This window comes from Rhodoligotrophos appendicifer (genome assembly GCF_007474605.1).
GTDB lineage: Bacteria > Pseudomonadota > Alphaproteobacteria > Rhizobiales > Im1 > Rhodoligotrophos > Rhodoligotrophos appendicifer.
The window spans coordinates 274192-289497 of sequence record NZ_VHKL01000001.1; the positions used below are offsets into that span (position 1 = coordinate 274192).

Annotated in this window: 11 protein-coding genes; 1 reads left to right on the forward strand and 10 read right to left on the reverse strand. The window is 59.9% G+C overall.

Annotated elements, in window-relative coordinates:
• Window positions 1-177 precede the first annotated feature (177 nt).
• Window positions 178-1374 carry a lytic murein transglycosylase gene (locus FKM97_RS01270; RefSeq protein ID WP_246104891.1) on the forward strand — a complete coding sequence of 399 codons (1197 nt, stop codon included), beginning with the start codon at window positions 178-180 and terminating at the stop codon, window positions 1372-1374.
• An 11-nt stretch (window positions 1375-1385) separates the two neighbouring features.
• Here the strand turns inward: FKM97_RS01270 and FKM97_RS01275 are convergent, their stop codons facing one another.
• The 10 genes from FKM97_RS01275 to FKM97_RS01320 form a co-directional block, all read right to left on the reverse strand.
• Window positions 1386-1772: a hypothetical protein gene (locus tag FKM97_RS01275; RefSeq protein WP_143957326.1), complete on the reverse strand. Its 387-nt coding sequence runs from the start codon at window positions 1770-1772 to the stop codon at window positions 1386-1388.
• Window positions 1773-1914: 142 nt separating this feature from the next.
• On the reverse strand, window positions 1915-3369 hold the full coding sequence (locus FKM97_RS01280; protein WP_143957327.1) for a UdgX family uracil-DNA binding protein: 1455 nt from the start codon (window positions 3367-3369) through the stop codon (window positions 1915-1917).
• A gap of 9 nt (window positions 3370-3378) precedes the next feature.
• Complete coding sequence (locus FKM97_RS01285) at window positions 3379-4590, reverse strand: putative DNA modification/repair radical SAM protein (protein ID WP_143957328.1); 1212 nt, start codon at window positions 4588-4590, stop codon at window positions 3379-3381.
• Between the two features lie 486 nt (window positions 4591-5076).
• Complete coding sequence (locus FKM97_RS01290) at window positions 5077-6018, reverse strand: 2-hydroxyacid dehydrogenase (protein ID WP_143957329.1); 942 nt, start codon at window positions 6016-6018, stop codon at window positions 5077-5079.
• A 26-nt stretch (window positions 6019-6044) separates the two neighbouring features.
• Entirely contained in the window at window positions 6045-7688 is a 1644-nt protein-coding gene (locus tag FKM97_RS01295) for an ABC transporter ATP-binding protein (RefSeq protein WP_143957330.1), read from the reverse strand.
• A 33-nt stretch (window positions 7689-7721) separates the two neighbouring features.
• Window positions 7722-8837 carry an ABC transporter permease gene (locus FKM97_RS01300; RefSeq protein WP_205014695.1) on the reverse strand — a complete coding sequence of 372 codons (1116 nt, stop codon included), beginning with the start codon at window positions 8835-8837 and terminating at the stop codon, window positions 7722-7724.
• A gap of 69 nt (window positions 8838-8906) precedes the next feature.
• Window positions 8907-10016: a microcin C ABC transporter permease YejB gene (locus FKM97_RS01305; protein WP_143957331.1), complete on the reverse strand. Its 1110-nt coding sequence runs from the start codon at window positions 10014-10016 to the stop codon at window positions 8907-8909.
• 3 nt (window positions 10017-10019) lie between these two features.
• Entirely contained in the window at window positions 10020-11855 is a 1836-nt protein-coding gene (locus tag FKM97_RS01310; RefSeq protein ID WP_143957332.1) for an extracellular solute-binding protein, read from the reverse strand.
• A 2-nt stretch (window positions 11856-11857) separates the two neighbouring features.
• The gene (locus FKM97_RS01315; protein ID WP_143957333.1) at window positions 11858-13729 is read right to left on the reverse strand and encodes an extracellular solute-binding protein; all 1872 of its coding nucleotides are present in this window, start codon (window positions 13727-13729) and stop codon (window positions 11858-11860) included.
• Between the two features lie 115 nt (window positions 13730-13844).
• On the reverse strand, window positions 13845-15293 hold the full coding sequence (locus tag FKM97_RS01320) for a c-type cytochrome (RefSeq protein ID WP_143957334.1): 1449 nt from the start codon (window positions 15291-15293) through the stop codon (window positions 13845-13847).
• Between the last annotated feature and the right edge of the window lie 13 nt (window positions 15294-15306).

A 15306-nucleotide genomic window follows, 5' to 3' on the forward strand; every position in this document is an offset into this window, starting at 1 on the left:
CGCGTCAGGATCAGACGCGCTCCCGATTGTGAAGTCTAAAGGCCAGGGGCACGCAAATCATAGCGTGCATTCCGACCAAGGCTCGGTTTAAACAGAATCATGCATCAGACCGTTCCCGCACTCCATAGAACTCTTCGATCTGCCAGCATCATTCTGTTGATGGGATTGGCACTTCTCATGGCCGCCGGCTCTCAGGCGAGCGCCCAAGACGCCTCCGACCGCAGACGGGTCGAGGCCGAGTTTCAACAGTGGCTACAGGCGAAGGTTTGGCCCGAGGCGAAAAAAGGGGGCATCTCAAGGGGAACCTTCGACGCGGCCTTTTCGGGAGTGTCCTTGGATTGGAGCCTTCCCGACCTCAATCCGCCAGGGGTGGCGCGTCCCAAGCCGGAACCGCAACGACAACCTGAATTCTCCAGCCCCGGGAAGTATTTTTCCGAAAAGCAGCTCGACGGCTTGGTACGAAACGGTCGTCCCTTGCTGAGGCAATGGTCCGGGACGCTCGACGCGATCGAACGGCGCTATGGAGTGCCTCGCGAGATCATCGTGGCTGTGTGGGGTCGGGAGTCCGCCTATGGCAAAGCGAAGATCCCCTATGAGGCGATCCGATCCCTCGCGACTGAAGCTTTCATGGGCCTGCGTAAGCAGGCGTTCCATTCCGAACTCATCGCTGCCCTGAGGATCCTCCAGGAGGATCATATCTCACGAGCGGAAATGAAGAGCTCCTGGGCCGGCGCTTTGGGCCAGCCCCAGTTTCAACCCTCCAAATTCTTGGGCTATGCAGTCGATTTCGACGGCGATGGACGCCGCAACATCTGGACTTCGGTTCCCGATACGCTGGCCTCAATAGCCAACTACCTGCGCAAGCATGGCTGGACACCAGGCAGAGGCTGGGGGGTCGAGATCCGGCTTCCCGGAGATGTCTCATGCACGCTGGAGGGGCCCGAACAGGGAAAACCGCTGCGGGAATGGACGGGCCTCGGCGTCCGCCAAGTCGATGGCCGCCCGCTGCGGGCGGGAGACCTCAAGGGCTATCTCCTGATGCCCGCTGGACGGTTCGGACCCGCCTTCATCGTCTCCGAGAACTTCTACGTTCTAAAGGAGTACAACGAATCAGACCTCTACGCCCTGTTCATAGGCCATCTCGCTGATCGCTTGGCGAATGACACTGCCATCGTTGAGCAATGGGGAAACATTTCCGGCTTCACCCGCAACGACGTGAAAAGGTTTCAGGAGCGTCTTGTCGCGGCCGGTTATGACGTCGGCGGCGTAGACGGACTCATCGGCTTCAAGAGCCGCATCGCAGTCGGAAAGTGGCAGGCACGGCAGGGAATGAAGGAAACCTGTTTTCCCGACCGTGCCACAGTTCTGAGATAAGGTCTCGAACCTTATTTTGCGGCCATCCGAACGCGGGTCCGGGTTTCGTTGATGACCTGGTCGTACTGCTTCATCTGAGCCGGGTTCAGAACCTTCGACATCGCCTGACGCTCCTGCCGCGCGATCTGCTGCAGGGGACCGGACGCCTTCATCAGCTTGTCGAAGACAGGCGCGGCGTTGGGATCGATGTTGTACTGCTTGAACACCGCCAACATCTGCGACTTGCTCTGCTGGATGATGGACGCCACCTGCGCCTTCTGCCCACTGTCCAGGTCGCTCAACTTAGAACCGACATTGGAATCATAGATCGTGTCCGCGGCGGCAGGACCGATGCTCAGCACCCCCCCGACGCTGAGAGCTGCAAACACCATCAGTGCGCGAATGAACGAAAGCGACATGTTCTTTCCCCTACGAACTCTGCAGATACTGACAAGTCCCATTTTGCAACTTGTTCGAACCACACTGCACTATATACATTCTGATAGCTTGCCTAGCTGAAGCGCAACCCTCATGCAAATGAGGATTAACGGCAACTTAGTCTCATCCCGCTTTGCGCTTGGTCTGTTCACGAAGCGAAGGCACGAGTTCCGCCGCAAACTTTAGATCGGCGACAAAGCGATCATATTCCCTGGCTTTGCTTTCAGCATCTGGCAGCCGAAGCATGAAAGAGGGATGAACCGTGATCAAGCCATCCATTCCATGCTTTAGAGGGATCGCCCGCCCTCGCTCTTTCGATATGGTGAGAGAGCGACCCGTAACGGCGCGCGCAGCGCTTGCACCCATGGCGACCACGAGCTTAGGCTTGGTCAATCCGATTTCCTTGTCCAGCCACCAGCGACAGATATCGATTTCTCCGGTGGAAGGCGACTTGTGGATCCGGCGCTTCCCCCGGGGTTCGAACTTGAAGTGTTTGACCGCATTGGTCACATACACCTTCTCCCGATCGATTCCTGCATCTGCCAGAGCCCGGTCCAGGAGCTGCCCAGCAGGGCCGACGAACGGACGTCCGGCAAGGTCCTCCTGATCACCAGGTTGTTCGCCGACCAGAACGACCTCTGCATGGCCGGGGCCCTCGCCGAAGACCGCCTGCGTCGCGTCCTTGTACAAGGGACAGCGTGTGCAGGCTTGTACGTCAGCCGATAATTTCGCGAGGTCGCCCGCCTCTTCCGTCCGGCGTTCGGGCGCTTTGCTGGGAGCCCAATGCTTGACCCGCTGGTGGGGGGTGGAGGGTCCTTCTGTGATCATCGTCTGCATCCGGGTGCTCGCGGCCGCTATCATCTCTGGAATGGCTTTGGCTTCCGGAAGGTTCCCCCAAAGCTTTTTCGGCATTTGTGCGAGCATGGCATCGATCTTCAGACGGGCCGGATTGAATGTTGTCCTGTAATAAAGTGTCCACCATTCTTCCAACTCATCTTCTGAGGGCGCATCCTTGCGCTCCGCACCGGGCCCGAAGGTCAGGATGGTACGATCCCAGTGCATCGACTCCCTCGGCGTGAGGATGGCCCAGTCCATGCCGGCAAACCGGTCGATGAAGAAATCTGCCACCCGCCGCAGCACACGATGCTCCGGCATGTGCCAGGCGACGAAGCGCTCTTCGCCCTCCACCAGAATCATTCGAAATCGAACATGGGCCTTCATCCTGTAGGCATCGAGCTTGACGGCCTTGGCCATCCGGACGAGCCGATGGACCAGCGGATCCGCAGCGATCTCCAGCAGGTGCCGCTCCCCATGTGAAAGACGCCAGAGACACTCGTAGAGAGAGGCGAAACACCGATCATCCGAATGGCAAACAGCCTCTTCCGCCAGAGCCACGAAGGCCTTCGGGACGAGGACCTGCCGGCCGGACGCCGGGAGCGGCTGTTCATGGAAAAGCGACTGGCTGCCGCCTCGGCGCCAATCGATTTGAGACGGCTCGATCCCTGCCGCCAAGTGCGTTCGAGCCTCCGATCTGAAGGTTTCCCAAACATTCTCGGTATCGATCGCAACGCTGCGCACGGAAGCTCCTCAGAACAGGGAGAGCTGACGCGCCGGCACAAGGCGGGCCTTGAGATCATGACTGTCCAGGAGCGATCTCGGACGGTGATCGACGGTGCTGATGAAGGGAAGGACTTTTTTCACGGACACTCCAAGGCGCCTGAGATCGTCGAGCCGCGGGCTGCAATGCTTTCGCATGATCAACAGGCGGTCGACCGTCCGAGTTCCCAGTCCGGGCACCCGAAGCAGGGCATCTCGACTCCCACTGACGACATCGACGGGGAATGCAGCACGGTTTTTCAACGCCCACGCCAGTTTGGGATCCATGTCGAGATCCAGCATCTCGTCGCCGGCAATGATCTCACTTGTCTCAAACCCGTAAAACCGGGTCAGCCAATCCGCTTGATACAGACGATGCTCCCGCTGAAGCGGCGGCGGCGCGGATGGGAGGCTCTTGCTCGAGTCGGGGATTGGACTAAAGGCTGAGTAGAAGATGCGACTCAATCCATAACTGCTGTAAAGCGTCTCGCTAGCGCGCAAGATAGCTCCGTCGCTGGTCCCATCGGCCCCGACGATCATCTGGGTGCTTTGTCCAGAGGGAGAAAAGCGCGGCGCACGGCGCTCGGCCTTAGCCTCCTCGATGCGCACCCGCACTTGCGCCATCGCTTTTCGAATCGTCCCGACATTTTTCTCAGGCGCAAATTCGATCAGGCTCTTGTCCGAAGGCAACTCGATATTGATCGATAGCCGATCGGCAAAGAGCCCCGCCGTCGCGATGAGCTCAGGACTGGTTTCTGGAATGGTCTTCAGATGGATATACCCGCGGAACAGGTGCTCTTCCCGAAGCTTGCGGGCGACTTCGATCATCTGTTCCATCGTGTAATCCGCGGACTTGATGATGCCAGACGATAGGAACAGGCCCTCGATGTAGTTGCGCTTGTAGAAGTTGAGTGTCAGCTCGACGACTTCCTCGACGGAAAATCGCGCGCGCTCAACATTGCTGGAGCGCCGGTTGACGCAGTAGGCGCAGTCGAAAGTGCAAAAGTTTGTCAGCAGAATTTTGAGCAGAGACACGCACCGCCCGTCCGGCGTGAACGCGTGGCAAATTCCCATGCCGTTCGTCGAACCGATCCCGCCCGTCCCGCGAGAATTCCGCTTACCTGCACCCGAGGAAACGCATGATGCATCGTATTTTGCAGCGTCGGCGAGAATCTCGAGTTTTTCCAGAGTCGAAAGCGCCATAATGAGTTCCTGTTTTGTTCTAAGGTAGGGCTTCGATCTCTGCGCGACAAGTCAATCTTTACACTGAGGAGACGCTGAAATGACAGAAACCCCGCCGGGGAGGTGGCGGGGTTTCTGCGTGACCGGTCCGCGCCGGAGGCGCTCGACCTGCTGGGGCCACGACGGCTTCAGATCGGAGCGATTACGTGGAGGTTACGTAAGGGGGCCGCTCACGGTCTGCGCCGAGTGCACATGATGCGGTTGGGGAGCAGTCTTGTCCAACGATCAAGAAAGAACACGGCGCTGCAAATTTGAATTTATTCTCATCGGGGCCATCTCTGGCATTCGATTTGCAGCACACTGATTAATCTGAAGGGTTCAGCAAGCAACGTGCAATACCGCCCCCGGTCGCGCGTTGTTTTGCTGGGCGGGGAGCCTTGCCGTCTCTGATGGCAAGGCTCCTTGTAATATCTATGTGCCACTTTGGGACGGCAGCCGTGCTGCTGGTCAGTACCCTTGTGCCAAATCGATACGGGCTTCAATCTCCTTTTTGGCCTCGATCCTCTTCATCTGCCGAAGAATGAATGTTGTAAGGGACTTCGGATCCGAGTCGCTTGCGATGTGGGGCGTGATGACGGCACGCGGATGAGACCAGAGGGGACTGCCGGGGTCGAGCGGCTCTTGTTCGAACACGTCAAGGCTCACCGCGTGCAAGTCGTCGCTTTCCAGGGCGTGAAGAATGTCAGTCTCGACGTGAACCTTTCCCCGGCCGGCATTGATCAGGACCGGGCCAGCCAGCGGACCGTCCTTAGCCAGCGCCTTGAACGCGTCCGCATTGAGCAATCCTTCCGTTTCCGGTGTGTGCGGAAGTAAGCAGACCACGATATCCGTTCTGTTCAAAAATGCCGTGAACTGTTCGGCGCCGCAGAAACACTCTATGCCCGCCAGCTGCTTCGCCGTGCGGCTCCACCCGGCAACCCTGAAGCCGAGCTGCCGCAGCTTTTCGGCGGCGTCACCACCGAGCACGCCAAGGCCCATGACGCCGACGCGCACATCGGCGGCGGCCGGTTGGTTTATCGAGGCCCATTTGCGACTGCGTTGTGCTTCGCTGAGCAGGAGCTGTTGACGGTGATGGAGCAGGACTTGGAGGACGACATACTCCGTCATCCGCATCGTCATGTTCGGATCGATAATGCGACCGATGGGAATGTCCGGCAGCGTCCGGTCCGCCATCAGGTGATCCACACCCGCGCCGAGGTTGAAGATTCCCTTCAAATTCGGGAAGGTCTTGAACACTCCATGAGGTGGCTTCCAGACGAGGGCGTAGTCGATCTCGGTCGGATCGCCGTAATCCGGCCAGATGCGCGCCTCACGATCCGGCGCTTGCTGCTCGATCGCCTCTTGCCAGGGGGCAAGGTCCCAGCCCTGCGCAATGTAGAGAACTGCCATGTTTTCCGCCCGCCATGTGGCCCATCTCAACTCGCGACCGGCCTCGCATGGCGATCGCTGGCGGTCAATGAAAATGCGGCCTTCAACAACGCCTTTGTGTAGTCCGTTTTCGGATTGTCGAAGATGTCTGCGGCCGGTCCGGCTTCCACGACCCGCCCGTCTTTCATGACCAGAACTTCGTTTGCGAGCGCGCGCACCACCTTGAGGTCATGACTGATGAACATGTAGGCGAGGCCGTGCCGCTCCTGAAGCTCACGCAGTAGGTCCACGATCTGGGCCTGAACCGACATGTCCAGAGCACTCGTAGGCTCGTCGAGCATCACAAAGCGCGGCTGCAGAACCATGGCCCGCGCAATCGCGATCCTCTGCCGCTGCCCACCGGAAAACTCGTGGGGATAGCGGTCCATGGCGCCGGGATCGAGCCCGACTTCCTCAAGGGCAGCCGCGACCCTTTCCCGCCGTTCGGTGCGGCTGAGGTCCCGGTTCTGCACGAGGAGGCCCTCCGCGACGATGTCGACGATCGGCATGCGCGGGCTGAGCGAACCATAGGGGTCCTGGAAGACGACCTGCATATCCTTTCGCGCCGACCTGAGCTCCGATGGCGAAATGGAATCGATCGGCTTCCCGAGAAAGGCGATGCGCCCTTCCGACGAGATGAGGCGCAACAACGCCAGTCCCAGCGTGGTTTTGCCCGAGCCGGATTCCCCCACGACGCCAAGGGTCTGCCCCTCCCTCACGACCGCCGAGACGCCGTCGACCGCCTTGATGTGACCGACCACCCGCTTGAAGAAGCCGCGCTTGATCGGAAACCAGATCTTGAGGTCCGTCGTCTCCATCACGACCGGCGCCGAAAGATTAGCGGCCGGCGGATCGCCCTTGGGCTCCGCTTCCAGTAGGCGCTTCGTGTAAGGATGCTGAGGATTGTCGAAGATGGACTGAACGTCTCCCTGCTCGACGACTTTTCCCTTCGTCATCACGAAGACGCGCTGCGCCATCCGCCGCACGATGCCGAGATCATGGGTGATCAGCAGCATCGCCATTCCGAGTTCTCGCTGCAATTCCTGCATGAGGTCCAGGATCTGCGCTTGGATCGTCACGTCCAGCGCCGTGGTCGGCTCGTCCGCGATGAGCAGATGCGGATCATTCGCCAACGCCATGGCGATCATCACCCGTTGTCTCTGCCCGCCTGACAACTGATGGGGAAAGCTGGCCAGCCGGGTCTCCGGCTCTGGAATGCCCACGCGATTGAGCAGCTCGAGAACACGCTTGCGCGCCTGGACGTCGCTCATCCCCTGATGCAGTTTGAGGACTTCGCCGATCTGGTCCTCGATCGTATGCAGGGGATTGAGCGAGGTCATCGGTTCCTGGAACACGATGCCGATGTCATTGCCGCGAATCCGCCGCATGGTGCGATCATCCGCCGACAGGATATCGACATCCTCGAAGCGGATCTTGCCCGACGGATGACTGGCTGCTGGATAGTTCAGCAAACGCAGGATCGACAGCGCGCTGACGCTTTTGCCCGACCCGGACTCGCCCACCAGCGCGACGGTCTCCCCCTTACCGATGTCGAAGGAAACATGATCGACAGCAAGCGTCGTGACCCCGCCCTGGGTGAAGGCCACGGAGAGGTCCTCGACGGTGAGAATGGGTTGAGTCTCACCGATCATGGAGATGCCTGTAGGGAGAGTTCCATTACCATATCACCGAAACGTCTTCCGCGGATCCAAGGCATCCCGCACCGCCTCGCCGATAAAGATCAGCACGCTCAGCATCACCGCGATCACCACGAAGCCGGAGATCCCCAGCCAGGGCGCCTGCAAGTTGGACTTTCCCTGGGCCAGCAATTCGCCCAGCGAGGGCGAGCCGGGCGGCAGGCCGAAACCAAGGAAATCGAGCGACGTCAACGTCGTGATCGAGCCATTGAGGATGAACGGCATGAAAGTCAGCGTCGCCACCATGGCGTTGGGCAGGAGATGCTTGACCATGATGAAGAGGTTCGAATGCCCCATGGCGCGCGCCGCCATGACGAATTCGAAGTTACGTCCGCGCAGGAACTCGGCCCTCACGACGCCGACCAACGCAACCCAGGAAAACAAAAGCAGGATTCCCAGCAGAATCCAGAAGCTGGGCTCGATGAAGGAGGCCAGGATGATCAAGAGATACAGCGTCGGAATCGAGTTCCAGATCTCGATGAAACGCTGGAACAGCAAATCCGTCCAACCGCCGAAATAGCCCTGCACCGCACCGGCCGCCACGCCGACGACGGAGGAAAAGATCGTCAGCACGAGGCCGAACAGCACGGAGATCCGGAACCCGTAGATCAACCGGGCCACAACGTCCCGGCCTTGATCATCCGTCCCGAGCCAGTTGAGGTTGCCCAGCGTGCAGTTTGGATCGGCGACACCCTGTGGATAGGCCGCGCAACGCTTCTCGGGCGTCATCATCCAGAAAGGCGGCGAAGGAGCAGGAACCGGAAGCTCCAGGTTGATGGAGCGATAATTGTACCGGATCGGCGGCCACACGATCCATCCGTTCCCCTGGATCTGCTGCTGAATGAACGGGTCGCGATAATCCGTCTGCGGAAGGAATCCGCCGAAAGTGGTCTCAGGGACATCTTGCACGACGGGAAAATAGTAATGACCCTCGTAATTCACGACGATGGGTTTGTCGTTGGCGATGATGTCGGCAAAGAGGCTCAGGATGAACAGGACGAGGAAGATCCACAGCGACCAGTAACCGCGGCGGTTGGCCTTGAAGTTGTCGAGACGACGCCGATTGATCGGTGACAGCCAACCTGTTCGAGGAGCGGCGCTCAACGCTGCAGCGCGCTCCTCGGAGGCAAGGGCGTCCGAGCCAGACGCGGTTTTGGGGGTGAGGATATCCACTCAATTTCCCCGCGTTTCGAAGTCGATGCGCGGATCGACCCACGTATAGGTGAGGTCGCTCAGCAGGTTTATGAGCAGGCCTATCAGCCCGAGAATGTAAAGGGTTGCGAAGACCACCGGATAATCCCGGTTGATCACCGATTCATAGGAGAGCAGGCCGAGCCCATCGAGCGAGAAGATCGTCTCGATCAGCAGCGATCCGGTGAAGAAGGCCGAGATGAAGGCGCCGGGAAAGCCCGCGATCAGGATCAGCATGGCGTTCCGGAAGACATGCCCGTAAAGGACCTGGCGCTCCGTGAGCCCCTTGGCCCGGGCAGTCATCACATATTGCTTGCGGACCTCGTCCAGGAACGAGTTCTTCGTCAACAGCGCGGTCGTAGCGAACGCCCCCACCACCATCGAGGTGATCGGCAGCACGAGATGCCAGAAATAATCGATGATCTTTTCGTACCACGGCATTTGCGACCAGTTGTCCGAGGTGAGGCCGCGCAGGGGAAACCAGTCGAGAAACGAGCCTCCGGCGAACAGCACGATCAGCAGCACCGCGAACAGGAAGCTGGGGATGGCATAGCCGACGATGATGACCCCGCTGGTCCAGACATCGAACTTCGATCCGTCACGCATCGCCTTCGCGATACCCAGCGGCACTGAGATTGCGTAGGAAATCAGTGTCATCCAGAGGCCGAGTGAGATCGAAACCGGCATCTTCTCTTTGATCAGCTGCACGACCGAAACGTCGCGGAAGTAGCTGTTGCCGAAATTGAAGGTCGCGTAGTTCTTGAGCATGAGCAGGAAGCGTTCATGAGCCGGCTTGTCGAAGCCGAATTGCTTCTCGAGCTCCTTGATGAACTGCGGGTCGAGTCCTCTTGCGCCGCGATACTTGGAGCCGGCGCCGACATCATCGCCTGCGCCTCTGTTGCCTCCCATGATCGTATCGCCGCCGCTGCCTCCGATCCGCGCCGTGGCGCTGACATCGGTTCCGGAAAGCTGGGCGAGCACTTTCTCCACCGGCCCCCCTGGCGCGAACTGCACGATGATGAAGCTGATCAGCATGATCCCGAGGAGCGTGGGGATCATCAGCAGAAGCCGCCGCAGGATGTAAGCAGACATGGCCTATTCGCTCAGACCGATGGCGTTGGCCCTCTGCGGGTCATACCACCATGTATCGACGATCCCGAGATCGTATGTGGCGACGGTCTCCGGCTTCCCGAAGGCATCCCAATAGGCCAGCCGATGTTTGTTGGAAAACCACTGCGGCACCCAGAAATGCTCCGCCCGGAGCACGCGGTCGAGCGCGCGGGCAGCGGTCGTCATCTCCTCGCGTGATTTGGCATCGACGACTGTGCCGATCAGCGCGTCGACCGCCGGAGACTTCAATCCGGAAAGATTGTTGCTGCCATTGTCGCCGGCGGCATCCGAGCCGAAGAAGTTCCGCATTTCCGGCCCTGGGGTCATGCCCAGCACGAACCGCGTCGTCGTGACGTCGAAGTCGAACGACTTCAGCCGCTCTTGATACTGGGCGGAATCGACGATCCGCATACGTCCCTCGATCCCGAGCAGCCGCAGATTTTTGACATAGGGGCTGACGACCCGCTCGAAGGTTGGCTCGAACATGAGGAACTCGATGGTCAGCGCCTCTCCCTTCTCGTTGACACGGCGGCCGCCTTCGTTCTTCCAGCCCGCTTCGTCAAGCAGCCGCGCGGCCTCGCGGAGCAGCGCGCGGTCTTGCCCTGAGCCGTTGCTGACGGGAGAGACATAGGGCTCTTGGAACACCGCCGCGCCAAGATCCTGCCGCAGGGGTTCCAGCAGCGCCAGCTCCTCGGCGGAAGGCAGTCCGCTGGCCTTCAGCGGCGAATTCTCGAAGATCGAGTTGGTCCGCGCATAGGAGCCGTAGAACAGGTTCTTGTTCATCCACTCGAAGTCAAACGCATAATCCAAAGCCATGCGTACGCGCGGATCCTTGAACTTGTCCCGGCGCATGTTGAGGAAAAACCCTTGCGCGCCGGAGGGCTCGTGATTGGGCAGTTCGGTCTTGATCATCTGCCCGTTCTTCACGGCCGATATGTTGTATTGCGTGGCCCAGTCGCGCGACGTGAACTCCTCGCGCAGCAAGTATACCTTGGCCTTCAAAGCCTCCAGCTCGGCCGTACGATCTCGGAAGTACTCGTATCGCACCTGGTCGAAATTGTAGCGGCCGCGATTGACCGGCAGATCCTTGCCCCAATAGTCGGGTCGGCGCTCATAGGTGATGTAATTGCCCTGCCGCACGGCCCCGACCTTGTAGGGCCCCGATCCGAGAGGCGCGTCCAAAGTGGTCTGTTCGAAGGGCTTGGCTGTATAATAAGCCTTTGACAGCACCGGCAGACCGGCAACCGTCAGCGGCAGATCGCGGATATTTGTCCCCTTGAAGGTGAACTTGACGGTATGCGGGTCGACCGCACTCGCTGTCTCGACATCGCGCAGTTGCACGCGGTACCCGGGGCTGCCCTTGGTCTTCAGCGTCTCCAAGGTGAAAACCACATCCTCCGCCGTGATCGCCGTACCGTCTGAGAACTTCGCCTCAGGGCGCAGGAAGAACACAGCGCTCATCTTGTCGTCGGCCACCTCGACACTCTCGGCGACGAGACCGTACATCGCGTCAGGCTCGTCTTGCGCTCGAGCCATGAGCGTATCGAAGGTCAGCTCCATTCCCTGCGCGGGATCGCCTCGCAGAATGAACGGGTTGAGACTGTTGAAGGTGTTCAGCGCAGCGGTGCCGATGCGCGAGATCTTGCCGCCCTTCGGCGCATCGGGGTTCACATACTCGAAATGCTTGAAGTCGGCGGGATACTTCAGCTCCCCGAAGGTTGAGACCCCATGCCGCCTCTCAGCGGCAACACTGGGACCGCTCGCAACCAGCGCCAGACCGGCAGCCATAGCGAGCGCTAGCCAACGGCGGCTCAGCTCCATTCTCACCCCTGCCCTTTGATTTTGGACGCTTTCTCTCGATCGTACCACCAGATCGACGGAAATCCGGTAGAATATTTGGGCATGGTTTCCGGATGAGAGAACCGGTTCCAACGCGCAGTCCGATCTGTGGGTGTATACCACTGCGGTACAACGAAATGGTGCCAGAGGAGGACCCGGTCCAAGGCATGGCAGGCAGCGACAAGCTCCTCTCGGCTCTTGGCGTAGATGATCCTGTCGATGAGGGAGTCGATGGCGGGATCCTTGATCCCGATCATGTTCTGGCTGCCCCTCTGCTCTGCAGCTTGGCTGCCCCAGTAATTCCGCTGTTCGTTGCCCGGCGACAGGGATTGCGGCCAGGAATGAACGATGATGTCGAAGTCGAAATTATCGGTACGGTTCTGATACTGGGCCGTGTCGACGGTGCGGACGGTCGCTTGAACTCCGAGCCGCTTGAGCGACTGTGTAAATGGCAGAATGACCCGTTCGAAATCCGGCTGGACGTTTAGGAATTCGACGGTCATCGCATCGCCGGCCGCGTTCTTGAGCACCCCCTCTTGAATCGACCATCCCGCATCGTTGAGCAGCTTCATTGCCGCGCGAAGATTGTTGCGCTGTTCCTGGGGATCGCTGTTGACGGGGTTCTTGTATTCCTGAGTGAAGACCTCCGGCGGAACCTTGTCGCGAACGGATTCGAGGATCTCCAGCTCTATCCCTTGCGGCAGGCCCGTGGCCGCCAGCTCCGAATTCTCGAAGTAGCTGTTCATCCGCTTGTAGAGACCATAGAACAGCGTCTTGTTCGCCCACTCGAAATCGAAGGCATTGTTGAACGCCTGACGCACGCGTGGATCGGAGAACTTCGCCCGCCTCGTGTTGAACGCAAAGGCCTGCATGCCATCGGGATTGTCGAGCTTGAACTCCTCCTTGATGACATCGCCTCGTTTGACCGCGGGAAAGTCGTACTGTGTCGCCCAGTTTCGGGCTGAATTCTCGGTGCGCCAATCATACTGGTCAGCCTTGAACCCCTGCATGGCCACCGTCATGTCGAGGAAGTATTCTTGGACGATCTCGTCGATATTGTTGCTGCCAATGTTGACCGGCAGATCCTTCGCCCAATAATCCTCCACCCGCTTCAGCGAAATGGTCCGTCCGGTCACCACGCGGTCGACCCGGTAAGCGCCATTCCCAAGAGGCACTTCCAAGGTCGTCGATGACAGGTCCCTTGCCTTTCCATTAGCATCCATACCCGTCCACCACGCCTTCGACAGGACATTGAGCTGTCCCGTGATGTTTGGCAGTTCGCGATTTCCGCTCTGGTCGAAGAAGAGTGTGACCTCGTCATCCCCCGTCTTCTCGGCCTTCGTCACATTCTGATAATAGGCGGCGTAGAACGGGTGTGACTTCTTGATCGCCTCGAGACTGAAGATGACGTCGTCGGGCGTGACGGGCGTCCCGTCATGGAACTTCGCCTCCTTCCGCAGCCGGTAGGTGACGCGCGAAAAATCTGCGGGAAACTTGATCGACTCCGCGATCAGTCCGTAGGACGTACTGGCTTCGTCCAAGGACGCGGCCATCAAGGTATCGAAGCAGAACGCAACCAGACCCGCGGCCCTACCCTTGTAGGTAAAGGGGTTCAGGCTGTCGAATGAGCCCAGCCCCAGCATCCGCACGCGGCCGCCCTTTGGCGCCTCTGGGTTAACGTAATCGAAGTGCTTGAAATCGGGCGCGTATTTGAGATTACCGAACAACGAGGAGCCGTGCAGCCATTGGTCGGCATCTTGGGCATAGGCGGGGCCGGAAAGAAAGCCGGGACGGATGAGGCCGAGTCCAGCCGTGGCGCCGAACAGCGTGAGGGCATTTCTCCGGGTAAATTCCATCGTAATTCCGCTCCGTTACGCCAAGCGCCTGAATCCATATAGGCTCTATGCCACAAACAAAAACGCCGACGAAAGGTTCGTCGGCGTTAAATCTTCGTAAGAAGACCGTGATGGATCACTGCGGCAGGGGCTGCGGAGTGTCTGCCAGCGACCGCAGATAGACCAGCAACGCGGCCCGATCCGTGTCCTTCTTGATCCCGGCAAAAGCCATCTTCGTGCCTGGCACGGAGGCTCTCGGGTTAGCCAGGTAGTCGAAAAGGTGCTGGTAACTCCAGTCCCCCCACTCCTTCGCCTTCGCCTGCATCGCCGGCGAGAACGAGAAATTCCGGGACGGCGATGCGATTTCTTCGCCCACGATGCCGTACAAGTTTGGACCTATCTTGTTTGCACCACCCTTGTCGAAAGTATGGCACGCCGCACACTTCTTCGCCTGCGCTTGGCCCTGCTCGATTGTCGCCTTCGCCATGAGAGCGCCGAGACCGCTGCCCCCTGCAGCAGCGGTAGCCGCTGGAGCGGCCGGGGTAGCTGTAGCGGCCGGGGCCGGTGTAGCGGTGGCAGCCGGCGCGGTCGTCGCACCTGCTGTCCCGGGAGTAGCTCCTCCCGCCTGCGCGCTATCATTGGCCGTCTGCGCGGGTGAGGCCGTCTGCGGTACCTCGGTAGCGGGCACCTGGGAGGATTGAGAGGCCTGAGCCTGCTCGGCAGGTTGCACGGCCTGACCCGACGCGGTCGTCTGACCGCCGTTGCTGGCATTGGACTCCTGCTGCGCAGGCTGCGTGGCCTGACCTGTCGCAGGCGACTGTGTCGATCCTTCGGTTGCCGGCTGCTCGGTGGCGCCCTGTTGCGGAGCCGGAGCCACCGCATCGCCACCCGGCTGGCGTCCCGTCGCATCACCAGAGCCCGCTGGGGCCTGGGGATTTCCGGCATCCCCCGTCTGAGCGGAAGGATCGGAAGGAGCCTCGCTGGGACTGACTTGTCCAGCAGCAGCACCGCCTGCGTTCGTCTCGGCTGCAGGCACGGCGGGAAGAGGTGGAGGATTGTCGTTCTGCTCGCGCAGCCAAGCGATCAGATCGGCGCGATCCTGATCATTCTTGATCCCGGCGAAGCTCATCTTCGTGCCCGGAACGTAGCCCTGGGGGCTGGCAAGGAAAGCGTTGAGGGTGTCGAAGCCCCAGTTGTGGATTTCCTCGCCCTTCGCCACCATGGCGGGCGAGAACTGGAACCCAAGAGCGGGAGCCGCAACCTCTTCTCCAACGATGTTGTAGAGATTGGGACCGATCTTGTTTCCGCCGTCCTTCTCAAAGCTATGGCAAGCTGCGCACTTCTTGCTCTGTGCCGCGCCCTTGTCGAGGCTGGCTTTGGCCAGCAGCTCGGCGAAGGGCACCTGCGGCGCGGCCGCTGCCTGTTCACCGCCAGCCGGCGCTTCCGCCACGGCGACGGCAAAGCCCGGCTTCTCCGGAGCTTCGTTGTGATAGACGATTTCAGCGAGTTGCTTGAGACCGAGAGTGACGAGGAGCGTGAAGAGGATCGCCCCAGCGATCTTGTTGAATTCGAACGAATCCATCATGTGCAGTGCGTCC